The organism is Flavobacterium sp. (assembly GCF_044360715.1).
Lineage (GTDB): Bacteria > Bacteroidota > Bacteroidia > Flavobacteriales > Flavobacteriaceae > Flavobacterium.
Genome location: NZ_JBIKJY010000012.1, coordinates 1 through 25,432 on the forward strand (window position 1 = coordinate 1; position 25,432 = coordinate 25,432).

A 25,432-nucleotide genomic window follows, 5' to 3' on the forward strand; every position below is an offset into this window, starting at 1 on the left:
TAGTTGAAGAAAATAAATCCAAACTAATTGATGAGGTTACTTTCATAAAGGGAGAAATATATTACGCTAAAAAATCCAAATACCCTAAACTTGCCGTGCATTTTTATCAAGTTGTAGAAGATGATGGATTCCTTGTTGAAAATCCGAGCGAGTTAATTTATTATTTTGAAATTTTTTATGATAACCCAAAACAATTCACACCAAAAAGAATTGACGACCTTGAGAAGTTTGTGAATACTCAAGAACTTTTTCAAATCCCTTTTCTCCCGGTAGAATTAGTAAGGTTTGACAAGAATAACAATATAGCACCTTTTCAAAATCACGAATTAGCAAAAAGTGCTTCAGAACTACCATTTTAATAGGTTTTATTGAACCTAAATGAGAACAATTTGCTGGGATTCTCGCGTAGCAAACACTATACTTTTTGTCAAAAATGATGATATTACCTGTGTGGGGATTATCCCCATTATAATAAACAATCAAAATAATATGAAGAAGAGACAACTTAAGATAAAGTCATTCGTAAATAACCTTGAAAACTACAACCATTGGTATGTTATCTCAATTGTATTTGACACCCCCGTGTTTTTTAAGAGATTAAATAATATCAACGACTTTTATAAACGATTATCAAATTCAAAATCAAGTTTAACAGGGCATCCATCAAATAGATTGTGGTGGAAGCGAATAGTTCCGTCAGGAATTTACGAGCCTTTATTAACCGATGAAAACTTGATATTGAATTTTATTATGACAACCAATTCAAAATTGAATGAGTTGGAGTTAAAATGTCGTGCAAAGAAAATATGTCCTTATTCTTCTATTAAAATAAGTTATCAGGGTAAAGAGGAATTAAACAATTTATCATCAAGCACTTATTTCTCCTATCGTCAAAATATTCAATTGTTCGGAGATATAAAAAGATTAGATAGTGCCAAATAATGTTCCGGAGACAACAGGTCTTTTTACTTTAACGATAACTTTATTTACGCGTCTAAAATCAGAACCTTCAATCATCGGTAGTAAATAATTCAAACACTCCCTCAAATCTTTACTCAACTTGTCAAATTCAAACATCTTGATATTGTTTTTTATATTTATTGAAACAACCTCATTCACTATATAATAATCAGATATCAACTCTCTATTCATAATATATTGAACCGGATTAAGGTAAAAAACATAGTCATAATTGTATTCAACCTTCATTGTCCGGTTCAATAACTTATTTACAACTTTCCAATGTATATCTATGTTTCTCATTTCAACTCAAGTTTATGAGCAACTTTTTTAACTTTTTGAATAGTCCGAGTAGAACAATCTAATTGTTTGGCAATCTCCCGCAAAGTCCATTCTTTATTTAGATACTCTATTATTTTTTGAGATTTAGGTTTTTCTATAAAATCTCTATCTGATAGTGTGCTTCCAACCTTTCTCCCAAGAATACCTCCACGCTGAACATACATTTGTCTTCCTACTGAAGTCCTCTCTTTAATATTTTCAAGTTCCAATGTATATAAACTTGATATAACAGAGGTTAATACATTCCAAATTGGATTTTTCTTGCCGTTAGGTCTTGATTCAATGCCAAGATTCCTTACAATAACATTGATTCCTTTTCCATCCATCCATTCTAAAGTAGAGATACAATCCCCTGTATTCCTGCCAAGGCGACTCAGCTCCTCAATAACTAAAATATTGACTTTTCCATCTTCAATATAGTCAATCAATATTTTAGCTTGTGGTCTTTCCTTGAAAGGAACACTTCCCGATATTTTATCCATTAAGATTAAATCGTATTTATCAGTATCCGCATCAAACCGAAAACCTGACTGAATTGTAGTGGAGACGCGATTGTATTTTACCTTCATCTTGATTTTATTTAAGTGTGAGAGCTAAACTACCGCAGAAATACCGGTTTGCCTAATGCTTTATGCTAATTAAATGCTAACCTTTTTGTGGTTTTTTTTATTAAGATATTTTGGAAAACTAATAATCATTTATTTAAGAGTATGAAAAATTAAAATAAAATTAGTGGTTGAATAATTGAAAAAAAATAGAATAATGTTATTCCATTGCCTTTCTACATCTATCAGATAATGCTAACTATAGTATGTTGCACAAAATGTATACTATGGTTAGCTTTGTAAAATGAGCTCATCTGTTTTAATAAAATTCGGAGAAAAAATTAGACAATTAAGGAAAGAGAAAAACCTTTCTCAAGAAGAATTGGCTGATAGAGCAAAACTACACAGGACATATATAGGTATGATTGAAAGGGCTGAGAAAAACATTACTCTTACAAATATTCAAAAATTAGCAATAGCTCTTGATGTAGACATAAATCAATTATTTAATTAAAAAATTATGGCAAAAATTCAAGAGTTACTCCAAGGAAAAAATAATCAGATTGATTATAATGAAATTTTAGAAAAATATCCTTGGATTGCTAAGAGAAATCAAAAGTGTATATTAAGTCCTGATAGCGATGGACTATTATGTGGTTTATTTATGTCATTTTACCTTGATTGGGAAATAATTGGTTTTTATGATGGAAAAGTATGCGTCATTAAAGATGGTTATTCAGCATTTGATAATGATGTTTGTTTTTTAGATATTGAAATTTACAGAGAAGGTGTAAAAAGTATGGGGCATCATATGTTATCTGTATATAACAGCGAAATCAATGATGATTGGAACAACAGATTTAAGCAATGTATTCAACCAAATTTAATGCGTGGCTACGATAAAAATAATTTCAGATTAAAATATCCCCTTGCCACAATACATCTTTTAATAGGTATATTAGAAAGTAAAATCAATATTAAAGTTGATGAAACGGCAATTTTCCCCTTACTTTTTACCGATGGAACTTTTAATGTAATGTTCTCTTATCCAGAAAATGTTATGAATTGGTGGGGCTACTTAAGGGTAAAAGATAATTCAAAGTTATTAAAAAAAGTATTCTTGGGAGAAGATTACACAACTTATAAATTGATGCTTGAAATGGATTCTTTCTTTAGAGAAAGAGATGATATCTCAATTCCAAGGGAACGCGGTGATAGATTAAAAATTTCAAATAAGGATAGTAGTGCATACAATATTGAAACTGATGGTTCGCTTTATAAAATAAATGATGATGCTATGAATAGATGTGTATCTTTTCTAAAGATGCTTTCTAAACATACTAATTGGGAATACAAGTCAGAAAAATGGAATTTCAGTAAATTTAATAAAATGCAATTTACAAAATCCGACTTCACTGCGAGAAAGTGGAGTATAAACAAAAAAAATTACAAAGAATTTATGTCACTTAACCCATTGTCTTGGGCTATGACCTCTGGAATAAATGTTGAATTTACAATTGAAGCACCTGATAAATTAATCTAACTCTAATTTATGTTGATTTTTTTCAATTTTAATTCTTTCATTAGCTATTTCTATATACTCTGATGAAATATCATAACCTATATAATTCCTTCCCGTTTGTATCGCCGCCACCGCTGTAGAACCAGAGCCCATAAAAGGGTCTAATACTACACCTCCTGGAGGACAAAATACTCTAATAAAATCCAAAGGTATTTTATCCGGAAACACAGCAGGATGCTTCCTCTTTAATGGGTTTTTATCTCCAGCCATTAAATATTCCCATACAGTTCCTGGACATTTAGTATCATTTATTGGTCTAGTTACTGTATCAGTTGTTTCACCATTAGATTTTCTATTACCACTACCTGTCATTACTTTCCCCCCGTGCTTTGATTTAATCTTAACTGGTTCTTTATCAAAATATTGAGGTTTTTTTCCTTTCAAAAAAACAGGCATATATTCGTGGTCAACTCTAAATCTTTTTACCCACCAAGCTCCTTCTGTTCCGTGCTTTCTATATATCAATGTTTCAAATAACTTAAAACCAATATTATCACACCAATCAATAACAACTTTGAATGATGTTAAGGACTTTGCAAAATCTTTAGTTTGGTCTTGAATTACTACTACTGCAATCCCACCCTCTTTTAACACCCTAAATATTTCTTTACCCGTTTCGTGTAAATCAAATGAATACCCATTGTATTCTCTCAAATTATCATAAGGAGGTGAAGTGACAATTAAATCTACTGAATTGTCCGGTAACTTCTTCATACCTTCAACGCAATCTGAATGATAAATTACATTAAACTCTATATCTTTTTCTTTTTTTGTATTGCTAATCATAGTGTTCAAAATTACTGCATTATTACGAACTACACAAGTTAATTTTCTTTAATTTTTCATTGTATTCAGGATTTATATTATTTGGTGGAAAACTTATAATTTGATAACAAAGGTCAAAATATTTTATTATGTGTAGTAATTACATAAAAAAATCTAACTCCGGTTATTTTTTTTTTGAGGTAAGGTTTGATTTTTCATTATCATTTAACTATTTATTGATAAATACTATATATCAGGAAGTCAATTAAAATGATAAAATGTGTATTTCATAATAGACACTTGTTTCAACATCATTATTGTAAAATTGACTTTGAGATATGAAAGAATTATAATTTAACTCAAAATAAACGATAAAAGTGACATCAGACATACTATGCTTAATAGAGAAGGATATGAAAAAGAATGGTATAACAAAATAGATATATTAAACCTATTCCCCATCAAAGAAACAACATATAAGTTAAGGATTAAAAACATCCCCACCGATAAAACAAGATTCGTAAAATCAATAAAAGGAAAAGAAACAAGAGAAATACATTATTCTGTTTTAGATGAACTTTTTAACAAGCGTAGAAAGTTAAGTTCTAATGAGAAATCAAAATTGGGTCATACAATAAAATGGGTTAATAACCACAAATGGAATTACTTCTGTAACATCAAACCGGTAAAGGCAACCATTGAAGAAAATGTTGCCAAGATGAAATTATTGTTTGAAAAATTATCAATTATAAAAAAGGACATAACCTTCTTCTATTCCATTGAAAAGAACTCCACTAACGATTATTACCATTCCCACTTTTTAATTGACTGCAGAAAAGATATGGTGTCCGAAGAGGAGATTGCAATTATCCTTGAGTATTTGGTTGAACCAAACACCAAAAGAGAGACCAAAAATTATGTTGTCCCGTATGATATTACATTTGGTAAAAAGGGGGCAATATATTCAACTAAAACAAAAATTTATGCTTTTGATGTTTTATATCATAATAGATATAAACAACAGAATAACAACGAGTTAAAAAAGACCAATTGAACCTTTATATTTTTTTTGCTAAATTGCGATGATTAAAAAAACATATCTATGGGACTATTAGTAACACTTAACGAAGAAGGTTATCAAACATTAAAAAAAGACCGGGAAGTTATTATAAACAAAATTAAAGAACTTGAGTTGGTTCTAAATGAACTTGACCCGGCATATAAAATACTTCAACCATTTTACGAACCGAAGATTGATATTTCATTAAGTGACTTACAGGGGGAAAATGTTTATGTGGGAAGTGTGTTTGTTGTTCCCGGTGACAAAGCAGTGAAAAGACGAATAAAATTCGTCATAAACTCTGTTAGTCAATACAAAGACATAAATGACGAAAGATTATTGGAGGATGCCAAAAAAATCGCAAGAGATGAACTAATTAAATTCTTCCCAACCTATTTTGAATAGATTATGAGATTAGAAATAAAACAAATTTCAGAAGTTCGCCCAAATCCATTCATAGAGGAGTTTTACGGAAAATTTTCGTTGCAAAAGTTTGAAGACATTCAATTATATAAAAACATTGAAGAAAGAGGTATTGACCAACCAATAAAAATAACAACTTCAGGTCTTATTATATCCGGTAACAGAAGATATTATTGTGCTAAATTTTCCACTCGTTTTGACACCATTCCTGTCTTAATAGAAGATATTGAGGATTATGAGGTGACCGAGTATATGATTGTTTCACTACAACTTCAAAGAACAAAAACAGAGATTCAGGTAGCGAAAGAGTATATGATAATCGGGGAGTATTATAATATTAGTAGAGGTAAAGGAGATAAAGAAGGAAAACAAAAAAGAGATGAGTTATTAGCTAACACCAATTGTAAAGGTAGCACAATAAAAAGAGTATTGACATCCTTTAAGTTAGTAAAGGAATTGGACAACAAAACAGATGATGATTCTGCTTGGGAAAAATTAGAAAATTTATACAAGTCCAAATCCGTAGATGGTGCTCTTAATTATCTTAAAAATATTGTTGGTGAAAAACAAAATGAAAAAGAGGTAAAAAAAATTGAGATAAACACTGATGAATCTTTCAAAATTTACACAAGAAGTTGTGAGGACTTATCAGACATTGTTGATGACGGAAAAATAAGTTGCGTATGTTCATCCCCGCCATATTATTCAGGTATAAGAAAATACTCTGAAGATGGAAAAGAAATAAAAAAAGGAATAAAAGACAAAAACTTAATTCAACTTGGTCACGAAAAAACTCCTGAAGAATATGTTGAAAAAATGGTTAAATATGTCCGAGAATGTATTAGGACATTAAAACACTCCGGTAGTATATGGATTAACATTATGGATGTTAGAAAGGAGGGGAATTATTTTAATACCCCTGAAAAATTATTATTAGCACTTGAGAAGGAAGGTCTTATCACCGCTCAGAAATGTATTTGGTTTAAGGGTAACCCTCCATACGATAATAACGATATATTTCAACCCTCAATGGAGCATATATATCATTTTGTTCTTGATGCAAAAAAATACAAGTGGAGAGACAATTGGTTTGATGAAGCCGACGAATTTTTAGGTAAGATTACTTACGGAGATAAAGATAAAAAAAGAAAATTCAGGAATGTTTTCTTCTACCCAACTAATAAAGATGAAAGAAATGAAAATGATGGTGCCGGAATGGTTAATAGTATGCTTGAAACTAATGTAATCAACAATTCTTACCTTAAGAAATTATTGGAGAGTAAAGGTTTTTATCTTCAACATAATGCATTATTTGATTTTGAAATTCCTATGGTTTGTATTCTATCTACCACCGAAAAAGGGGACTCGGTAATGGATATTTTCAGCGGTCAGGCAACAACAGGATTGATTGCATATGCTAATGAATGTAATTATATTGGAATAGAACAATCAGGTGTGTATTCTGCACAATCATATATAAGGTTTGAGGACTTTTTAGAAAAGAATCCCCAAATTCAAAGAATTGAGAATATTGAGTAGTTACTGACCACACCCGCAATCTTTAATCTTTATCTTTAAGTTTTTCTTTAATGATAAATTTATTTCATTGGCATCCTTCATATCAGACAGAAACTTATAATCGTCATTAAGTTCTAACGAAGTGGTTATTGCTTTAATTAGGTAGTTAATGATATCCTCGTTGTTATTGTAATCTTTTATGTTTATCGTAAAAGATAGGTTGGAGTTTTTTTGTTTTTTCATTTTGGTTTTATTTATAAATATTACATAACAAAAAACTACACATAAATAAGTCAAAAATATTTTCATCATTCATTTAGATACCGGAGTAAGGAAATAGAGTAAGGAAAAGTGATAAAAACGAACAATATCCAATAATGTGTGCCGTAATTATTGAGGATTTCAAAGGTTTAATTATTTTCATAACCCTGAGGTCACGGGTTAAACTCCCGTTTTCGCTACAATAAAAACCCTAACTTCTTAATAATTAGATGTTAGGGTTTTTTATTTACTTCTATTAAAATAATAAAGATGAATCATTCATCTGATTTCCAAGAAACATATATTTTAGTTGTTATTTTTTCTCAAATTTTTGTTATTGAATCCTATTTTTTTTGCACTTTTGCATAGCAAAAATTATAGCTATGCCAAAAATTTCAAACAAAGGGATTCAAATGCCTGAATCGCCAATTAGAAAATTAGTTCCTTATGCAGAAGGCGCTAAAAAACATGGAACAAAAGTGTACCATTTAAACATTGGTCAGCCCGACATTAAAACACCTGAAGTAGCGTTACAAGCTGTAAAAAACTTCGATATAAAAGTATTAGAATACAGTCATAGTGCTGGATTTGAAAGCTATAGAACCAAACTTTCAGCTTATTATAAAAATCAAGGTTTACCCGTAGATACAAAAGATATTATCATTACCACAGGTGGCTCTGAAGCACTTATGTTTGCATTAGGTTCTACTTTAGACAATGGTGATGAAGTAATTATCCCTGAGCCATTTTATGCTAATTATAACGGTTTTGCAACAGCAAGTGGTGTAAAAGTGGTTCCTGTTATTTCAGGAATTGAAACTGGTTTCGCATTGCCTCCAATGGAAGCATTTGAAAAATTAATTACGCCAAAAACAAAAGCTATAATGATTTGTAATCCTGGAAATCCAACAGGATATTTATACTCTGAAGCGGAAATTAACAAATTGGCTGAAATTGTAAAAAAACACGATTTGTTTTTAATTGCAGATGAAGTATATAGAGAATTTACCTATGATGGATTAAAACATTATTCGGTATTAAACGTTCCTGGTTTAGAGCAACACGCGATTATGATTGATTCAGTTTCGAAAAGATTTAGTATGTGTGGTGCAAGAATTGGTTGTGTGGTTTCTAAAAATGCTGAATTTATGGCAACTGCTATGAAATTCGCACAAGCACGTTTGAGTCCACCTACCTATGCACAAGTAGCCAGTGAAGCTGCATTAGATACCCCACAAAGTTATTTTGATGAAGTAATTACTGAATATGTTGACAGAAGAAATACGTTAGTGGAAGAAATGGAAAAAATTGAAGGCGTTACTATTGCTAAACCAAAAGGTGCTTTTTACTGTATTGCTAAATTACCTGTTAAAAACGCGGATAATTTTGCACAATGGCTTTTAGAAGAATATGATTTTAATGGAGAAACCGTTATGGTAGCTCCAGCAGCAGGCTTCTACTCTACTCCAGGTGTTGGATTAGATGAAATAAGAATGGCTTATGTTTTGAAAAAAGAAGATTTAATTAAATCGGCACAAATATTAAAAGAAGCATTAAAGGTTTATAAAGATTAAATTTCTATTTATATAAAATAAAAAATCCCGCTAATTGTGGGATTTTTTTATGCTTCTTTGTTTTAAAACAAATCACTATGGGTACCTGTATTGGTGAATAAAAGAGTTAGTTCTTGATCATTTTGCATCCAAATTAAAAGCCAATCTCCTTTAATATGACATTCCCAACAATTTTCATAGTTCCCAGATAATTTGTGAGGCTTATACTTTTCAGGTAATTTTCCTGTATTTGAAAGAATAGAAATTACTTTTTGTATAAGTTCCATATTATATCCTCGTTTTTTGCAAAGTTTTAATTCTTTTTCAAAACGATTTGTAGTAATAATAGTGTACATTAACTAAAAACCTTTTCAAAAAGGTCATTTGCATCTTTATATTTTTTAACACGACCTTTTTTAACATCTTCCAAAGACATTTCTATAGCCGATTTTTTTGAAACCGTTTTAAAAACACCAATAGATAAAATATAATCAATTGTTTTTTTTGCAATTGGATTTTTAGCGTCGAATTTTAATGTTATTTCTGCCATAATTTTAATTTTATCATACAAATATACAAAAAATTGAATATGCTATAAAATAGCAAATTATTATTTAGTTGAGAATGCTATGCTTCTTTTCTAATTATGTAGGTGTAAAACCAAGTAATTGTAAACGTTGGTATGATGTCTGTAAACGGAATTAACTCTTCAATAGTACCAAACAAACCCGCAATTTTCCCAACGGTACCTTTGTACATTAAAACCAATAGTAATCCTGAAATAGGTGCCCAAATAACATCAAGTGATTCTGCAAATACAGGCACTATATAAGATAACATTCCAATACCATCAAAAATAAGACTTAATATCAGCTTTGTTTTTTTATCGCTTTTATTTGCAATCGTTGGTTGTGGTTCTTGATTCATATAGTTGTGATTTTTAATTATAAGAAATACTAATATACAAATTTAATACCAATTTTAAATTGTATTTGAACACAGATTTTACAGATTCATAAAATTTCTAAAATCTGTGTTGAAAAAATAAAGTCAAACGCAATGTCTATTTTCTATAATCTATTCTCTAAAACACTACTTCAGCTTACTCTTGTAATACTTTCTTAACTTATCTAATTTCGGTGCGATAACATACTGACAATAGCCTTGCTCTTTGTTTTGATTGTAATAATTTTGATGATAGTCTTCCGCTAAATAAAAAACACCCGCTTCTTCAATTTGTGTAACAATTGGATTTGCGTATAACTTTTCCTTTTCAATTAATTGAATGTAAGCTGTTGCTTTTGTTTTCTGTTCTTGAGAATGATAAAAAATGGCACTTCTGTACTGAGTTCCCACATCTGCGCCTTGTTTATTTAACGTAGTTGGATCGTGTGTAGCAAAAAATATTTCTAATAAATCTTCATACGCCACTTCTTTAGGATTAAATGTAATTTGAATGCCTTCCGCGTGTCCTGTAGTTTCGTTACACACTTCGCGATAAGCTGGATTTTTAATAAAACCACCTGTAAAACCAGAAACAATTTTTTCTACTCCTTTTACTTCTAAAAAAACGGCTTCTGTACACCAAAAGCAGCCTCCGGCAAACGTTGCCACTTGTACACTATCATTCATAATTTCTTTTTTAACCTCCGTTTTTTTATCTGTTAGTTGTGTTTTATTTCCACACGAAAAAAAACTCAAAACAGTACTTACTAATACAATATAATTCATCTTTTTTTATCAAATTTAGACAATAATACTTTACAATGAACCAATTTAACGTTACTTTTAGATTTGTACAGCAAAGATTTTAATATTCACAAATTCTTTGTTTCTTTGTACAAATTGATATGATGATTAAAGCGAACAATATTAATAAACATTATGGAGATTTACACGTTTTAAAAAATGTAAGTCTGCAAATCCAAAAAGGCGAAATTGTTTCTATCGTAGGACCTTCAGGTGCTGGAAAAACAACCTTGTTACAAATTTTAGGAACTTTAGATGTATTAGATAAGAAAGACAATACGTCCAGTTCTTTATTAATTAATGAAACTTCAATTATCGATTTAAAAGATGCTGAATTATCTAAATTTAGAAATTTAAACTTAGGTTTTATTTTTCAATTTCATCAATTGTTACCAGAATTTACAGCGTTAGAAAATGTTTGTATTCCGGCTTTTATTGCAAATAAATCGAAAAATGAAGTAGAAACTGAAGCCAAAAAACTATTGGATTATTTGGGTTTATCGCATCGTATACATCACAAACCTAATGAGCTTTCGGGTGGAGAACAACAGCGTGTGGCAGTAGCAAGAGCTTTAATAAATAAACCAGCCGTTATTTTTGCAGATGAACCTTCAGGAAATTTAGATCATATTTCGGCAGAAAATTTACATCAACTGTTTTTTAAATTGCGAGACGAGTTTGGTCAAACATTCGTAATTGTTACCCATAATGAAGATTTGGCAAATATGGCCGATAGAAAATTAGTAATGGTTGACGGCGTGTTACAAAGCTAAGATGACTAGTGAAGAATTAAAAAGTTTTTTAGACGAAAAAGTACTCTTGTACAACAATAAAAATTTTATTGAATCGGATCCTGTACAAATTCCGCATTTGTATGCTCAAAAAGAAGATATTGAAATTGCTGGGTTTTTAGCCGCAACAATTGCTTGGGGAAATAGAAAAATGATTATTTCGAATTCGCATAAACTTATGCAAATTATGGGAAATTCACCTTATGATTTTGTAATGAATCATAAAGAAATCCATTTAGAAAAATTATCAAACTTTGTACATCGTACCTTTAATGCTACTGATGCTGTTACTTTTATAAAAGCGTTACAACATATTTACAAGAACAATCTCGATTTAGAAAGTGTATTTTCCAAACATATTGAAAACAACTCGACTCAAAAAAGCATATCTGAATTTAAGAAAACCTTTTTTGAAATTCCACATTTGCAAAGAACGCAAAAACACATTTCAGATCCCTTAAATGGTTCAGCCGCCAAAAGAATTAATATGTTTTTACGTTGGATGGTACGAAATGATGCGAATGGTGTTGATTTAGGGATTTGGAAAACCATTCCTACAGCTGCTTTATCTTGTCCGTTAGATGTACATTCGGGTAATGTTGCAAGGAAATTATTGCTTTTAACAAGAAAACAAAATGATGCAAAAGCGTTATTTGAATTGGATACTAATTTAAGACGTTTAGACGCTAATGACCCTGTAAAATACGATTTTGCCTTATTTGGGTTAGGTGTTTTTGAAGGGTTTTAAAATTATAGTGGAGAATACCGGATTCGAACCGGTCGCCTCTACGCTGCCAGCGTAGCGCTCTAGCCAAATGAGCTAATCCCCCTTTACTTTTCAAATATAAAAAAAATCCCGACCTAAGTCGGGATAAATATATAAAATAAAAATAATTTTATTAAGATAATGCTGCTTTTACTTGATCAGCCGCTTCTTGAAACTGAACTGCTGATAAAATTGGCATACCTGAATTGTCAATTAATTCTTTTGCAATTTCTGCATTTGTACCTTGTAAACGAACAATAATTGGCACTTTAATTGCATCACCCATATTTTTATAGGCATCAACTACACCTTGTGCTACTCTATCGCAACGTACAATTCCACCAAAAATATTAATTAAAATAGCTTTTACATTCGCATCTTTTAAAATAATACGGAATGCGGTTTCAACACGTTTTGCATCTGCAGTTCCTCCTACATCTAAGAAGTTTGCAGGTTCAAAACCAGCATATTTAATTAAATCCATAGTAGCCATTGCTAAACCAGCTCCGTTTACCATACATCCAACCGTTCCATCTAAATCTACATAATTTAAACCAACCTCTTTCGCTTCAACTTCAATAGGATTTTCTTCACGAACATCACGCATTTCAGCTAAATCTTTATGACGGAATAAAGCATTATCATCTAAATCAACTTTAGCATCAACTGCAATAATTTTATTATCTGATGTTTTTAAAACTGGATTAATTTCAAACATAGTAGCGTCTGAACCAATGTACGCTTTGTATAAAGCATCTACAAATTTTACCATTTCTTTAAACGCTTCACCTGATAAACCTAAATTAAAAGCAATTTGTCTTGCTTGAAATCCTTGTAAACCAACTGAAGGATCGATTTCTTCAGTAAAAATTAAATGCGGTGTATGTTCAGCCACTTCTTCAATATCCATTCCACCTTCTGTAGAATACATAATCATATTACGACCTTTACCTCTATTTAATAAAACAGACATATAAAATTCTTTCGTTTCAGATTCACCTGGATAATATACATCTTCAGCAATTAAAACTTTATGAACTCTTTTTCCTGTTGGAGGTGTTTGAGGCGTAATTAAATCCATACCAATAATTTGACCCGCAATTTCTTTAACTTGGTCTAAATTTTTAGCTAATTTAACTCCACCACCTTTTCCACGACCACCTGCGTGAATTTGAGCTTTTATTACATGCCAACCTGTACCGGTTTCAGCAGTTAATTGTATTGCTTTTTCTACAGCTTCTTCTGCATTATTGGCCACATGACCACGTTGTATGCGCACGCCATAGCTTGCTAATATTTCTTTACCTTGATATTCGTGTACGTTCATAATTATGTATGAGTTAATCTTGTTTAAAGTGCGACAAAAATAATAAAGTAATTGGTAATTGACTAATTTTATTCTGATTTTTAAAATTAAATTTGATAATTTAGTATAGCTATTGTTATATGTGTAACATTTTGTTATTTAAATATTTTATTTGTGTAATAATTTTAGTTTGGAAATTATCTAAACTACTTTTACAAAAAAAATAAAAATGCAAAATTCAGAATTAGTACAAGTAGCACAAGAATTTGGATGTCCATTATATGTGTACAATGCCGAAAAAATTATATCCCAATATAATCGATTAACAAAAGCTTTTCATAAGATAGAAAATTTTAAAATTCATTATGCAGTAAAAGCACTTTCAAATGTTTCTGTATTAAAATTATTAAAAAATGAAGGCTGTGGATTAGATACGGTTTCTATTGAAGAAGTATTACTAGGATTACATGCCGGTTTTCAACCTAACGAAATTATGTATACCCCAAATGGCGTTTCTTTTGAAGAAATTGAAAAAGTAGCCGAAATGGGTGTGCAAATAAACATTGATAATCTTTCCATATTAGAACATTTTGGCGCGAAACATCCAACTATTCCCGTCTGTATTCGAGTAAATCCGCATGTTATGGCTGGAGGAAACGCGAATATATCTGTTGGACATATTGATAGTAAATTTGGTATTTCGATTCATCAATTGCCACATATTGTTCGAATTGTAGAAAATACAAAAATGCATATCAATGGTATACATATGCATACAGGATCTGATATTTTAGATGTTGAAGTATTTTTATATGCTGCCGAAATTTTATTTGAAACTGCCAAACAATTTAAAAATCTTGATTTTATTGACTTTGGAAGCGGATTTAAAGTACCTTATAAAAAAGGCGATATTGAAACGGATATTGAAGAATTTGGTAGAAAATTAAGCAAACGCTTCCTTGCCTTCGAAAAAGAATATGGTAGAAATTTAACTTTAGTATTTGAACCTGGTAAATTTTTAGTTAGCGAAGCAGGTGTTTTTTTAGCTAAAGTAAATGTTGTAAAACAAACTACTTCAACAGTTTTTGCTGGTGTTGATACCGGTTTTAATCATTTAATTAGACCCATGCTTTATGGAGCAGAACATCACATAGAAAATATATCAAATGCAAAAGGAAAAGAACGTTATTATTCTGTGGTAGGCTATATTTGTGAAACCGATACTTTTGCTACAAATAGACGAATTTCTGAAATTCATGAAGGTGATTTTTTAAGTTTTAAAAATGCTGGTGCCTACTGTTTTTCAATGGCTTCTAATTACAATTCAAGAGTAAAACCCGCTGAAGTACTATGGAAAAAAGGCACAGCACATTTAATTAGGCAACGAGAAACTTTTGAAGATATTTTAAGAAACCAAGTTGAAATTGAAATGTAGAAAACATAAAAAAAGCACTGATATTTTCAGTGCTTTTTTTATTATTTATTTAAAACTTCTTCTAAAACTTCAGATTGTGTACCATTCGGCATAGTTATCTTTAACTTTTGTGCTAAAGTTGGCGCTATTTGTGTAATTGTTTTTTTATTGAACGATTCTCCTTTTTTGATTTTCCAACCATAAAACAGACAAGGCACGTGTGTATCATAAGAATATGGCGAACCGTGCGTAGTTCCAGTAGAAGAATATTCCATAAAACCAGGCTTAAATAATAAGACTAATTCGCCGTTTTGTTTTGGATCGTAACCATTTGAAATAATTTGTAACAACTGATTATTTGAACCCGAATTTTGAATTTCTTCTTCTGTAAAAACATTACTAATAAAGTTTTGCGAAAGTAAAAACGTTTTAATTTTTTGTTTAACATCATTTAAAACAAGCCCTTTTTGATTTACTTTTTCTTTATTAATAAAAATATTGAAATTTGAATAATCTAATAACATATTTTCGCCAAATGTTTTTTGAGAAAAATCGATAATACTTTGTTGTAGATTTTTACTATTTAAACTTTCAACTTCATATTTATTATCTTTTAAATACGTTGCGTTTTCAGCTCCGGCATGATCTGCTGTTAAGAAAACTAAATAGTTTCCTTTGCCTACTTTTTCGTCTAAATAAGTTAAAAAATCAGCAATTGTTTCATCTAAACGTAAATAAGTGTCTTGTAATTCTATGGAACGTGGGCCTAAAACATGACCAACATAATCAGTAGAGGAAAAACTTAGAGTTAAAAAATCAGTAATTTCATCTGCTCCCATTTTCTCATTTTCAATGGCTTTTTTAGCAAAATCTGCAATTAAATTATTTCCATAAGGCGTTGTTCTTAAAACTCCAGCATCATTATTTGTAAACATTTCTTTTGTATCATATGGAAAAAAAGGCGTTTTCTTAAATAATTTTCCTTCGTAGGGATTATTATCGTTTAAACTTTCATTATATGTTTCTTTTGGTTTTAATAAATCCCAACCTTTTTCAATATATTTTAAATAGTTTTTTTCTTCATTAAATTGAATCGTCCAATCTGGTAATTTATTACCGTAAAAAGAACTTGAAATAAAGTTTCCTGTTTTAGTATACCAAAACGCCCAATCTGCAAAATGCCCCGCTGGCAAAATAGCCCCTCTATCTTTAATACTGATTCCAATTACTTTACTTTTAAAGTTGGTAGCTAATTTTAATTCATCTGTAATGGTTGTGCTAAATAGGTTTTTTGGCGACATTTTTCCTTCCGATTCTGTACCCTCAACTAAAGTAGTAACTGAAGCATCATCAGTACAATACATTTCCTTGCCAGTAGCTTTATTAAACCAATCGTTACCTACAATTCCGTTTACATTTGGTAACGCACCAGTAAAAATCGCTGCGTGCCCAGGAGCTGTATATGTTGGCATATAATTGTAATGCATATTATGAAAAGTAAATCCTTTTGCCATTAATTTTTTAAAACCATTATTAGAAAAATCATTTGAAAAACGATACAGGTATTCCATTTTCATTTGATCTACCACAATTCCCACCACTAATTTTGGCTTATCTTGTGCGTTTAAAACAAAACTGAATAAAATTAAAAAGAAATATAAATATTTTTTCATAAAATAAAATTTTTACAAATATATGTAAAAAATGGGTAAAATATTTTTAGAAAACAAAAAATATGACTAAATTTGTCATGACAAAAAAAGATAAGTGATGAAAAATATATTAAGAACCGCCAGATTAAAAAATCAGTTACGGACAATTGATGTTGCAATAGCGCTTGATATTGATCAATCTTTAATCAGTAAATATGAAAATGGTTCAAGAAAACCAACCAAAGAACAACTACTAAAATTGTCAGAAATTTTACAATTAAATTACGAAGACTTATTAATTACGTGGCTTAAAGAACGAATTTATGACGAAATTGGTCAAGATGAATATGCTTTAAAAGCAATGATGATTGCTGAAGAAGAAATTAGATATTATGCATCATTTAAAAGACAGAAATTATCTGACGATTTAGAAAATATTCTTTTAAAAATAGATGAACTAAAAAAAGAATTAGATAGATACAGAAATAACGATAGTTTTAGAATTACTCAAGCATTAGAATTAGAATATACTTTTGAAAGCAATAAAATCGAGGGCAATACTTTAACCTTACAAGAAACAGATTTTATAATTAACGAAGGGCTTACTATTTCTGGAAAAAGTATGCGTGAGCATTTAGAAGTTTTAAATCATAATGAAGCTATTGATTATATTAAAGATTTAGTTCAAAATGAAATTTCAATTTCTGAAAGACAAGTATTATCTATTCATAATTTAATACTGAGAGGTATTTATCCGGAAGATGCTGGAAAATATAGAAAAGCACAAGTTATGATAAAAGGCAGTAAACATTTACCTCCACAACCTTTTTTGGTTCCAAAAGAAATGGAAGAACTCTATTTATGGTACTTTGAAAATAAAAAAAGGTTACACCCAGTAATTTTAGCTGCGGAAATGCATGAACGTTTGGTTTGTATTCACCCTTTTATTGATGGAAATGGAAGAACATCGCGCTTGTTAATGAATTTAATTTTACTTCAAAATGGTTATGTTATAGCTAATATTAAAGGAGAATTAACTTCCAGAATGAAATATTATAACGCTTTAGAAAGTTGTCATGCAGAAAAAAACAAAGAAAACTTTTTATTATTTATTGCACAAACAGAACTTGATTGTTTGGAACGCTATCTTTCTATCCTCAAACCTAATTAATCCCGATACTTCGGGATTAATTTTTATTTTCTAATAAAGGTACGAATTTAAAATCTCCATATTCGGTTTTTTCAAATTGCGTTTCGTTTTTTCGTATCAAAAGGGTCATAATTTGCTCTGTTTCTCCAACAGGAATCACTAACCTTCCGCCTATTTTTAATTGCGACATTAATGCTTGTGGAATTGATGGTGCACCAGCCGTTACAATAATACTATCAAAAGGTGCTTCTTTTTCTAAACCAATATAACCATCGCCAAAAACAAATAATTTTGGTCTAAAACCTAAAGTTGGTAATAATCTTGATGTTTTTTTAAATAGTTCGTTTTGTCTTTCAATCGAATAAACTTTTGCGCCTAAAGTTACTAAAACAGCTGTTTGATAGCCACTACCAGTACCGATTTCTAAAATTTTATGATCTTTTTCTATTTGTAGTAATTCACTCTGAAAAGCTACAGTATAAGGTTGAGAAATCGTTTGTCCTGCCCCTATCGGAAACGCTTTATCTTGATAAGCAAAATTTTCAAAACTGGAATCTAAAAATAAATGACGCGGTATTTTGCTGATAGCTGCCAAAACATTTTTATCTGTAATTCCTTTTTCTTCTAACTGTTTTACGAGTTGATTTCTAAGCCCTTGATGTTTGTTTGTATCTTTCAATTTTTGAAGTAAATTATTGATGTAAAATTAGATGGAATTTTCCCAAAAAACAAGAAAATTAAACACCAAAATCTAAAACCAAAATTAAAATCTGAAAATTAAATTGTTAAGAAAAAATTTAATTCTGAATATGTTGGAATTTGGAATTTTAAAATCTTGTAAATTCTTATTTTATTACTATTTTTGATAAAATTTATTTTTATGCTAAAAGTCGGAGTTTTAGGTGCTGGTCACTTAGGAAAAATACATTTACGATTATTAAATCAGTCAGAAAAATACGAACTAGTTGGTTTTTTTGATCCTTTTGAGGAAAATTCAAATAAAGTTTCTGCCGAGTTCGGTTATAAAAAATTTGATTCTATTGAAAGTTTAATTGCCGCAGTTGATGTAGTAGATATTGTTACTCCAACGATTCAACACTTCGAATGTGCCAAAATGGTAATTGAAGCTGGAAAACATATTTTTATAGAAAAACCAATCGCTACAACAGTTACAGAAGCAGAAGAAATTGTTGCTTTAGCTACTAAATTTAATATAAAAGGTCAAGTCGGACACGTGGAACGTTTCAATCCTGCATTTACTGCTGTTAAAGATATGATTGATAAACCTATGTTTATAGAAACGCATCGCTTGGCGGAATTTAATCCGCGTGGGACAGATGTTCCTGTGGTTTTAGATTTAATGATTCACGATATTGATGCGATTTTAAGCGTAGTAAAATCAAAAGTTAAAACGGTTAATGCCAGTAGCGTTGCCGTAATTTCTGATTCTCCAGACATTACCAATGCGCGTTTAGAGTTTGAAAACGGTTGTGTGGCAAACATTACAGCGAGTAGAATTTCGATGAAAAATATGCGTAAATCACGTTTCTTTCAAAAAGACGCTTACATTTCTGTAGATTATTTAGATAAAATTTGCGAAGTCGTTCGTATGCAAGATGCACCAGAAACACCAGGTGATTTTGATATGATATTGCAAAATGCAGAAGGTGTGAAAAAACAAATTTATTTCGATAATCCTAACGTTAACCCAAATAACGCCATTTTAGACGAATTGGAATCGTTTGCAGATGCAATAAATAATAACACTACACCTATTGTAACTTTAGAAGATGGAACAGAAGCGTTGCGTGTAGCGTACATGATTATAGAATCTATGGGAAAATAATTTTCTATAACTTGAAACCTTAAACTTGAAACAAAATACATAATGAAACAAATAGCCGTAATAGGATCAGGAACGATGGGCAACGGAATTGCTCATACATTTGCACAAGCAGGATTTACCGTAAAATTAATTGATATTTCTGAGAAATCATTAGAAAAAGGAATGGCAACTATTGCTGCTAACTTAGACAGAATGGTAACCAAAGGAAGCATCACCGAAGCTGACAAACACAAAACCATTTCAAACATCATAACTTATACGGATATTAAAGATGGCGTTGTGGGTTGCGATTTAGTTGTGGAAGCCGCTACTGAAAATGTATCGCTAAAAATGAATATCTTTAAGCAGTTAAGCGAAATTTGCGACCATAATGTGATTTTAGCGAGTAACACGTCTTCTATTTCTATTACACAAATTGCAGCACAAGTGGTTCATCCGGAACGAGTTATTGGAATGCATTTTATGAATCCAGTGCCAATTATGAAATTAGTTGAAATCATCCGTGGCTACTCTACTTCTGATGAAGTGACTAAAATTATTATGGATTTATCGATAAAATTAGGTAAAACTCCAACCGAGGTAAATGATTATCCAGGTTTCGTAGCCAACAGAATTTTAATGCCAATGATTAACGAATCTATTGAAACGTTATATAACGGTGTGGCAGGCGTATCTGAAATTGATACCGTGATGAAATTAGGAATGGCACATCCAATGGGACCTTTGCAATTAGCTGATTTTATTGGTCTTGACGTTTGTTTATCTATATTAAATGTAATGTACGACGGATTTAAAAACCCTAAATATGCGCCTTGCCCGTTATTAGTAAATATGGTAATGGCTGGGAAATTAGGTGTTAAATCTGGTGAAGGATTCTATGATTATTCTGAAAGTAAAAAAGCTGAGAAAGTTTCAAAACAATTTAAATAAAAGCTATTAGCTTTTAGCAGTTAGCCATTGCTGACAGCTTAGAGCTAAAGGCTAAATGCTAAAAATGAGCAAAATAATCCCCTTTAAAGCAGTTCGTCCATCGGCAGATAAAGTCGCATTGGTAACTTGCAGAACCTATGAAGAATATAGTTCTGCCGAACTTGCGGCTTGGCTAAGTTTCAATCCGTATTCGTTTTTGCACGTGATTCATCCTGCGTATGCGAATACTCAAAAGATTACTTTAGACAAGCGTTTTAAAGGTGTTTTGCATAAATATCAGGATTTTAAAAACGAATCTATTTTAATTTCCGAAGAACAACCTGTTTTTTATTTGTACGAAATTCAATCGAAAAACCAAACTTTTACTGGAATTATTGCAGGAACTTCTGTAGAAGAATATCAGAAAAATCAGATTAAAAAACACGAAGATACCTTACAATATCGCGTAGAATTGTTTAAAGATTATTTGCATCAAACGGGATTTAATACCGAACCTGTTTTGATTACGTATCCAGATTCTGTTGAAATAAATACGTTTATTGCTTTACGAAAAAAGAGTGAACCCATTTATGCCTTTGCCACTCCAAATAAGGAAAAGCACACGTTATGGAAGATTGATACACAATCAGAAATAGAATGGTTACAAGAACATTTTGAAAACATTCCAAATTTATATATAGCTGATGGGCATCATCGTTCGGCTTCAGCAGAATTATTGTTTGAACAAGACAAACATTTAGGCAATAAAAACCTAAATTATTTTATGAGTTTTCTAATTGCCGAAAGTAACGTGAAAATTTATGAATTTAATAGAATCATTCGCGATTTAAATGGTTTATCAAAAGATGATTTTATAACTAAATTATCGGATAATTTTATCATCAAACAAAAAGATCAAGAATTGTGGAAACCGCAAAATAAATTTGAATTTGGAATGTATTTAGATGGAAGTTTTTATGCTTTGTTTTATAAGCAAAATCAAAAGGTTACTTCTGTTTTAGAAAATTTAGATGCACAAATTTTATACGATACGGTTTTGCATCCCTTGTTAGGTATTGAAGATTTGCGAAACGACGAACGCATTGATTACATTCCAGGAAAACAAAGTGTTTCTGTTATTAAAGATTTAATAGATGAAGGCGAATACGAAGTGGGCTTTATGCTCTACCCTACAAATATGTCAGAAATTAAAACCATTGCCGACAATAATTTAATTATGCCTCCAAAATCAACCTACATTGAACCAAAGTTTAGAAGTGGATTGGTGGTTTATGAATTGTAAACTTAGATTTAGATAAAAAATATTAATAACACAGATTTAAAAAATTATTAAAATTTAAAAAATTTCTTAAATCTGTGTTTAAAAAAATAATAATGTCAATAGCTAAAAACCTTACCGAGATAAAATCCCAACTTCCAGCTCACGTGACTTTGGTTGCGGTTTCAAAAACCAAACCTGTTTCCGATTTAATGGAAGCCTACAATGCTGGTCAGCGCATTTTTGGAGAAAACAAAATCCAAGAAATGACTGATAAATGGGAACAAATGCCAAAAGATATCGAATGGCATATGATTGGCCACGTACAAACCAATAAAGTCAAATTTATGGCGGAATACGTGAGTTTAATTCACGGTGTAGATAGTTTAAAATTGTTGCAAGAAATAAATAAACAAGCCAAAAAACACAATAGAGTAATTGATTGTTTATTACAAATTCATATCGCGGAAGAAGAAACTAAATTTGGTTTAGATGAGCTTGAATTAGAAGAAATTCTGAAACAAGTTCAGAATGACAAAAGCGAATTCGAAAACATCAAAATTGTAGGATTAATGGGAATGGCAACCTTCACTGAAAATCAAAACCAAATTGAAAAAGAATTCAACCATTTGAAAGCGATATTTGATAAAATAAACAAATTATCAATTATCAATTATCAATTATCAATTCTTTCAATGGGTATGTCTGGCGATTATCAACTTGCCATTTCGTGCGGTAGTACAATGGTTCGAATAGGAAGTAGTATCTTTGGAGCGAGATAAAGTTTGTTTAACTTTGTTATTTCGACGTAAGGAGATATCCTACAATCAAAATATAATGAGATTTCTCCTTACGTCGAAATGACAAAAACACTTAAAAAAGAAAGCATATTTATACTATTATCGACATAGAAACCACGGGCGGACAATACAATGAAGAAGGTATTACGGAAATTGCCATTTATAAATTTGATGGTCACGAAGTGGTTGACCAGTTTATTAGTTTGGTGAATCCTGAAAAACCAATTCAGCCTTTTGTGGTAAAATTAACGGGTATAAACAGTGCTATGCTTCGAAGTGCGCCAAAGTTTTACGAAGTGGCAAAACGAATTATTGAAATTACTGAAGGTTCTATTGTTGTAGCGCATAACGCCAGTTTCGATTACCGAATTTTACAAATGGAATTTAGACGTTTGGGTTTTGATTTTAAAAAACCAACGCTATGTACTGTAGAATTAGCCAAAAAAATCATTCCCGATTTGCCTTCATATAGTTTAGGAAAATTAGTGCGTTCATTAGGAATTCCAATGGCAGACAGACATAGAGCAAGTGGAGATGCAATGGCTACAGTTAAATTATTCAAGATGCTTTTAGCAAAAGATTTGACTAAAGAAATTGTAAAAAGTTATATAAAAACCGAAATAAAAGCAGGTTTATCACCTAAATTACTTGATATATTAGAAAAATTGCCTTCAAAAACTGGTATATACTATATTCATAATGAAAACGGCGATTTAATTTATATTGGTAAAAGCAAAAATATAAAAAAACGTGTTAATCAGCATTTTACAGGAGCAAACGCAAAAAGTAAAAAAATACAACGCGATGTGTACACGGTTACTTACGAAGAAACAGGTAGTGAATTAATTGCTTTATTGAAAGAATCGGAAGAAATTAAAATCAACAAGCCAATATATAACAGAGCACAACGTAAAAGTATTTTTAATTTTGCTATGTATTCGCATATAAATAAGGAAGGCTATTTGGCAATAACTATTGAAAAAGCAGATGGACGAAAAAAAGAAATCACCTCATTTGTAAGTTTACAAGAAGGTAAAAACTTTCTTTTTAAAATTACTTCTAATGCCAAATTATGCCAGAAAATAAATGGTTTATATGATACGAAATTAGCCTGTTTTCAATATAAAATTAAAGAATGTAATGGCGCTTGCATACAGCTTGAAAGTCCTGAAATATATAACACTCGTGCTGAAGATTGTATTCATAACTTACAATTTGAAAACAACAATATGGTAGTTGTCGACAAAGGTCGAGGAATTGAAGAACGAAGTGCCGTTTTAATTGAAAATGGTGTTTATAAAGGATATTGTTTTTTCGATTTAAACTATCAAATTACGAATGTTGAGATATTAAAAAACATTATTATTCCGATGCAAAATAATAGAGACACTACAACCATCATAAAAAACCATATTAGAAAAAATAGAGTAATGCGAATTTTAAAATTTTAGTTTAATTAAAAATAATATGGACAACACCATTGATGCAAAGGAAGAAGATTATTTATACATTCATAAATCTCAAATTGAAAATTCTGGAAATGGATTATTTACAGCAATAAAAATTTATAAGGAAGAAATAATTTCCATTTTTAAAGGTAAAATAATAACAAACACCGAAGCCGAATCTATTGTTGAACATAATGAAGACAAGTATTTTATTAATTTACTTGATGGCACAATTTTAGACTCAAATACTGTAGATTGTTTTGCGAAATACGCAAATGATTCCAATGGTTTTATAAAATCTAAGTATAAAAATAATTCGAAAATCTCGTTAGACGAAGCCAACAACGTTTGTTTAATTGCTACAAAAAACATCAAATCTAATGAAGAAATTTTTTGCAGTTATGGTAAAAGATATTGGAAAAAACACGGCTAACCTAACCAACCTTCTCTAACTTACGCTCCGCAAAGTCTCCGACTTTGAGGTTGTATTTAAAGGTCTCCGACCTTCCTTACCAATTATAAATATTACTAATTGATTGTGGTTTTAAAACATCTATTACTGGATTATCAACTGTTATAATTCCATAATCATTTACATAATTAGATGCACTTGAATACAAATAATGAGAAGCTTTGACAACAATACCTGCTCGAACTGGATTCAAATGAATATAATCCAATTTAGACCAAAAAAACTTTTCTGAAAAAATTTCTTCGGGATGATTTCCATATTGCCAAAACTGATATTTTTCATTTCGACTATGACTTTTACAAGCAAATTCAAAACGTTTCAGCATCCAATCAGCTCTGCTTTCTGGTTCTGTTTCTATTTTATGCAAAATGGTCTTTGCAGTAAACTTCTTGAAATCCCGAATCAAATCGGATAATTTATTTTTATCTGATTGTATAATTAAATGAATGTGATTAGACATTATTACAAATCCATACAAAATCATTCCTTTATTTTTGATGCAAAAATCCAAACTTTCAATTATGCAATCACTATATGCTTTTCTTGAAAAAACATCAACCCAATCCACAACAGTTGCGGTAATAAAATGAGCCTTAGATTGGTCTCTAATTATGTATCCTTCTTTATCTTTCATATATTTTAGGTCAGTCAAAGACTGTAAAACATTACCTCAAAGTCGGAGACTTTTCGGAGCTACAATATTAATATATTAAAATTACTAAAACTTAAGCAAACTTCTATATGCTCCGCAAAGTCTCCGACTTTGAGGATGTGAAAAAAGGTCTCCGACCTTTATTTCTAATTTCATTACTATTTATTATTATATTTTGTAATATCAAAG

At 30.5% G+C, this 25,432-nt stretch carries 29 protein-coding genes and 1 tRNA gene; 18 read left to right on the top strand and 12 right to left on the bottom strand.

Annotation, left to right across the window (positions count from 1 at the left end):
* Nucleotides 1-359, top strand: a 359-nt coding sequence (locus ACIQ16_RS05520) for a hypothetical protein (RefSeq protein ID WP_396149428.1), incomplete at its 5' end; no start/stop codon positions are given.
* Nucleotides 360-489: 130 nt separating this feature from the next.
* A complete protein-coding gene (locus ACIQ16_RS05525) occupies nt 490-942 on the top strand; it encodes a hypothetical protein (protein ID WP_396149430.1) in 453 nt (150 codons plus the stop codon).
* Here the strand turns inward: ACIQ16_RS05525 and ACIQ16_RS05530 are convergent.
* Both ACIQ16_RS05530 and ACIQ16_RS05535 read right to left on the bottom strand, forming a co-directional pair.
* On the bottom strand, nt 925-1,263 hold the full coding sequence (locus ACIQ16_RS05530; protein WP_396149432.1) for a hypothetical protein: 339 nt from the start codon (nt 1,261-1,263) through the stop codon (nt 925-927). The genes ACIQ16_RS05525 and ACIQ16_RS05530 overlap by 18 nt on opposite strands.
* Complete coding sequence (locus ACIQ16_RS05535; protein ID WP_396149434.1) at nt 1,260-1,871, bottom strand: recombinase family protein; 612 nt, start codon at nt 1,869-1,871, stop codon at nt 1,260-1,262. Before ACIQ16_RS05535 ends, ACIQ16_RS05530 begins: the two co-directional genes overlap by 4 nt.
* 280 nt (nt 1,872-2,151) lie before the next feature.
* Here ACIQ16_RS05535 and ACIQ16_RS05540 point away from each other — a divergent pair, with 280 nt between their 5' ends.
* Nucleotides 2,152-2,361 carry a helix-turn-helix domain-containing protein gene (locus ACIQ16_RS05540; RefSeq protein WP_396149436.1) on the top strand — a complete coding sequence of 70 codons (210 nt, stop codon included), beginning with the start codon at nt 2,152-2,154 and terminating at the stop codon, nt 2,359-2,361.
* Between the two features lie 6 nt (nt 2,362-2,367).
* On the top strand, nt 2,368-3,390 hold the full coding sequence (locus ACIQ16_RS05545) for a hypothetical protein (RefSeq protein WP_396149438.1): 1,023 nt from the start codon (nt 2,368-2,370) through the stop codon (nt 3,388-3,390).
* Here the strand turns inward: ACIQ16_RS05545 and ACIQ16_RS05550 are convergent.
* A complete protein-coding gene (locus ACIQ16_RS05550; RefSeq protein WP_396149440.1) occupies nt 3,382-4,143 on the bottom strand; it encodes a DNA-methyltransferase in 762 nt (253 codons plus the stop codon). The genes ACIQ16_RS05545 and ACIQ16_RS05550 overlap by 9 nt on opposite strands.
* 445 nt (nt 4,144-4,588) lie before the next feature.
* Here ACIQ16_RS05550 and ACIQ16_RS05555 point away from each other — a divergent pair, with 445 nt between their 5' ends.
* The 4 genes from ACIQ16_RS05555 to ACIQ16_RS05570 all read left to right on the top strand — a co-directional run bounded on the left by ACIQ16_RS05555 (nt 4,589) and on the right by ACIQ16_RS05570 (nt 9,030).
* Nucleotides 4,589-5,248: a hypothetical protein gene (locus ACIQ16_RS05555; protein WP_396149442.1), complete on the top strand. Its 660-nt coding sequence runs from the start codon at nt 4,589-4,591 to the stop codon at nt 5,246-5,248.
* Nucleotides 5,249-5,296: 48 nt separating this feature from the next.
* Nucleotides 5,297-5,659, top strand: a complete 363-nt coding sequence (locus ACIQ16_RS05560) for a hypothetical protein (protein ID WP_396149444.1) — start codon at nt 5,297-5,299, stop codon at nt 5,657-5,659.
* Nucleotides 5,660-5,662: 3 nt separating this feature from the next.
* Nucleotides 5,663-7,216, top strand: coding sequence for a DNA methyltransferase (locus ACIQ16_RS05565; RefSeq protein ID WP_396149446.1), 1,554 nt, complete (start codon nt 5,663-5,665; stop codon nt 7,214-7,216).
* A gap of 623 nt (nt 7,217-7,839) precedes the next feature.
* Nucleotides 7,840-9,030 carry a pyridoxal phosphate-dependent aminotransferase gene (locus ACIQ16_RS05570; protein ID WP_396149448.1) on the top strand — a complete coding sequence of 397 codons (1,191 nt, stop codon included), beginning with the start codon at nt 7,840-7,842 and terminating at the stop codon, nt 9,028-9,030.
* A gap of 62 nt (nt 9,031-9,092) precedes the next feature.
* On the opposite strand, the gene ACIQ16_RS05575 is transcribed toward ACIQ16_RS05570, so the two are convergent.
* The 4 genes from ACIQ16_RS05575 to msrA all read right to left on the bottom strand — a co-directional run bounded on the left by ACIQ16_RS05575 (nt 9,093) and on the right by msrA (nt 10,740).
* Nucleotides 9,093-9,365 (bottom strand): type II toxin-antitoxin system YafQ family toxin, encoded by a 273-nt coding sequence (locus tag ACIQ16_RS05575; protein ID WP_353079530.1) that lies wholly within the window; start codon nt 9,363-9,365, stop codon nt 9,093-9,095.
* On the bottom strand, nt 9,365-9,559 hold the full coding sequence (locus ACIQ16_RS05580) for a hypothetical protein (protein WP_396149450.1): 195 nt from the start codon (nt 9,557-9,559) through the stop codon (nt 9,365-9,367). Before ACIQ16_RS05580 ends, ACIQ16_RS05575 begins: the two co-directional genes overlap by 1 nt.
* A 77-nt stretch (nt 9,560-9,636) precedes the next feature.
* Nucleotides 9,637-9,936 (bottom strand): hypothetical protein, encoded by a 300-nt coding sequence (locus tag ACIQ16_RS05585; RefSeq protein WP_396149452.1) that lies wholly within the window; start codon nt 9,934-9,936, stop codon nt 9,637-9,639.
* 165 nt (nt 9,937-10,101) lie between these two features.
* Complete coding sequence (gene msrA / locus ACIQ16_RS05590) at nt 10,102-10,740, bottom strand: peptide-methionine (S)-S-oxide reductase MsrA (RefSeq protein ID WP_396149454.1); 639 nt, start codon at nt 10,738-10,740, stop codon at nt 10,102-10,104.
* Nucleotides 10,741-10,862: 122 nt separating this feature from the next.
* Here msrA and ACIQ16_RS05595 point away from each other — a divergent pair, with 122 nt between their 5' ends.
* Together ACIQ16_RS05595 and ACIQ16_RS05600 are read left to right on the top strand one after the other, a co-directional pair.
* Nucleotides 10,863-11,531: an ABC transporter ATP-binding protein gene (locus tag ACIQ16_RS05595; RefSeq protein WP_396149556.1), complete on the top strand. Its 669-nt coding sequence runs from the start codon at nt 10,863-10,865 to the stop codon at nt 11,529-11,531.
* A gap of 1 nt (nt 11,532) precedes the next feature.
* Nucleotides 11,533-12,297 (top strand): TIGR02757 family protein, encoded by a 765-nt coding sequence (locus ACIQ16_RS05600; protein ID WP_396149456.1) that lies wholly within the window; start codon nt 11,533-11,535, stop codon nt 12,295-12,297.
* An 8-nt stretch (nt 12,298-12,305) separates the two neighbouring features.
* Here ACIQ16_RS05600 and ACIQ16_RS05605 read toward each other — a convergent pair.
* A tRNA-Ala gene (locus ACIQ16_RS05605) sits at nt 12,306-12,379 on the bottom strand.
* Nucleotides 12,380-12,448: 69 nt separating this feature from the next.
* Complete coding sequence (gene sucC / locus ACIQ16_RS05610) at nt 12,449-13,642, bottom strand: ADP-forming succinate--CoA ligase subunit beta (RefSeq protein WP_396149458.1); 1,194 nt, start codon at nt 13,640-13,642, stop codon at nt 12,449-12,451.
* Between the two features lie 208 nt (nt 13,643-13,850).
* On the opposite strand from sucC, the gene lysA reads away from it, so the two are divergent.
* Complete coding sequence (gene lysA, locus ACIQ16_RS05615; protein WP_396149460.1) at nt 13,851-15,056, top strand: diaminopimelate decarboxylase; 1,206 nt, start codon at nt 13,851-13,853, stop codon at nt 15,054-15,056.
* A gap of 41 nt (nt 15,057-15,097) precedes the next feature.
* Here lysA and pafA read toward each other — a convergent pair whose 3' ends face one another.
* The gene (gene pafA, locus ACIQ16_RS05620; protein WP_396149462.1) at nt 15,098-16,708 is read right to left on the bottom strand and encodes an alkaline phosphatase PafA; all 1,611 of its coding nucleotides are present in this window, start codon (nt 16,706-16,708) and stop codon (nt 15,098-15,100) included.
* A 97-nt stretch (nt 16,709-16,805) separates the two neighbouring features.
* Here pafA and ACIQ16_RS05625 point away from each other — a divergent pair, with 97 nt between their 5' ends.
* Complete coding sequence (locus ACIQ16_RS05625) at nt 16,806-17,858, top strand: Fic family protein (RefSeq protein ID WP_396149464.1); 1,053 nt, start codon at nt 16,806-16,808, stop codon at nt 17,856-17,858.
* Between the two features lie 16 nt (nt 17,859-17,874).
* On the opposite strand, the gene ACIQ16_RS05630 is transcribed toward ACIQ16_RS05625, so the two are convergent.
* Complete coding sequence (locus ACIQ16_RS05630) at nt 17,875-18,516, bottom strand: protein-L-isoaspartate(D-aspartate) O-methyltransferase (RefSeq protein WP_353079473.1); 642 nt, start codon at nt 18,514-18,516, stop codon at nt 17,875-17,877.
* A gap of 201 nt (nt 18,517-18,717) precedes the next feature.
* Here ACIQ16_RS05630 and ACIQ16_RS05635 point away from each other — a divergent pair, with 201 nt between their 5' ends.
* From ACIQ16_RS05635 to ACIQ16_RS05660, 6 genes are all read left to right on the top strand, one after another.
* Nucleotides 18,718-19,683, top strand: a complete 966-nt coding sequence (locus tag ACIQ16_RS05635; protein ID WP_396149466.1) for a Gfo/Idh/MocA family protein — start codon at nt 18,718-18,720, stop codon at nt 19,681-19,683.
* A gap of 42 nt (nt 19,684-19,725) precedes the next feature.
* Entirely contained in the window at nt 19,726-20,613 is an 888-nt protein-coding gene (locus tag ACIQ16_RS05640; RefSeq protein ID WP_396149468.1) for a 3-hydroxyacyl-CoA dehydrogenase family protein, read from the top strand.
* 64 nt (nt 20,614-20,677) lie between these two features.
* Entirely contained in the window at nt 20,678-21,895 is a 1,218-nt protein-coding gene (locus ACIQ16_RS05645) for a DUF1015 domain-containing protein (RefSeq protein WP_396149470.1), read from the top strand.
* 92 nt (nt 21,896-21,987) lie between these two features.
* Nucleotides 21,988-22,653: a YggS family pyridoxal phosphate-dependent enzyme gene (locus tag ACIQ16_RS05650; RefSeq protein ID WP_396149472.1), complete on the top strand. Its 666-nt coding sequence runs from the start codon at nt 21,988-21,990 to the stop codon at nt 22,651-22,653.
* A gap of 107 nt (nt 22,654-22,760) precedes the next feature.
* Entirely contained in the window at nt 22,761-24,122 is a 1,362-nt protein-coding gene (locus ACIQ16_RS05655; protein WP_396149558.1) for an exonuclease domain-containing protein, read from the top strand.
* A gap of 16 nt (nt 24,123-24,138) precedes the next feature.
* On the top strand, nt 24,139-24,552 hold the full coding sequence (locus ACIQ16_RS05660) for an SET domain-containing protein-lysine N-methyltransferase (RefSeq protein ID WP_396149474.1): 414 nt from the start codon (nt 24,139-24,141) through the stop codon (nt 24,550-24,552).
* A 76-nt stretch (nt 24,553-24,628) separates the two neighbouring features.
* On the opposite strand, the gene ACIQ16_RS05665 is transcribed toward ACIQ16_RS05660, so the two are convergent.
* Nucleotides 24,629-25,225, bottom strand: a complete 597-nt coding sequence (locus ACIQ16_RS05665; RefSeq protein ID WP_396149476.1) for an REP-associated tyrosine transposase — start codon at nt 25,223-25,225, stop codon at nt 24,629-24,631.
* Nucleotides 25,226-25,432: the final 207 nt, after the last annotated feature.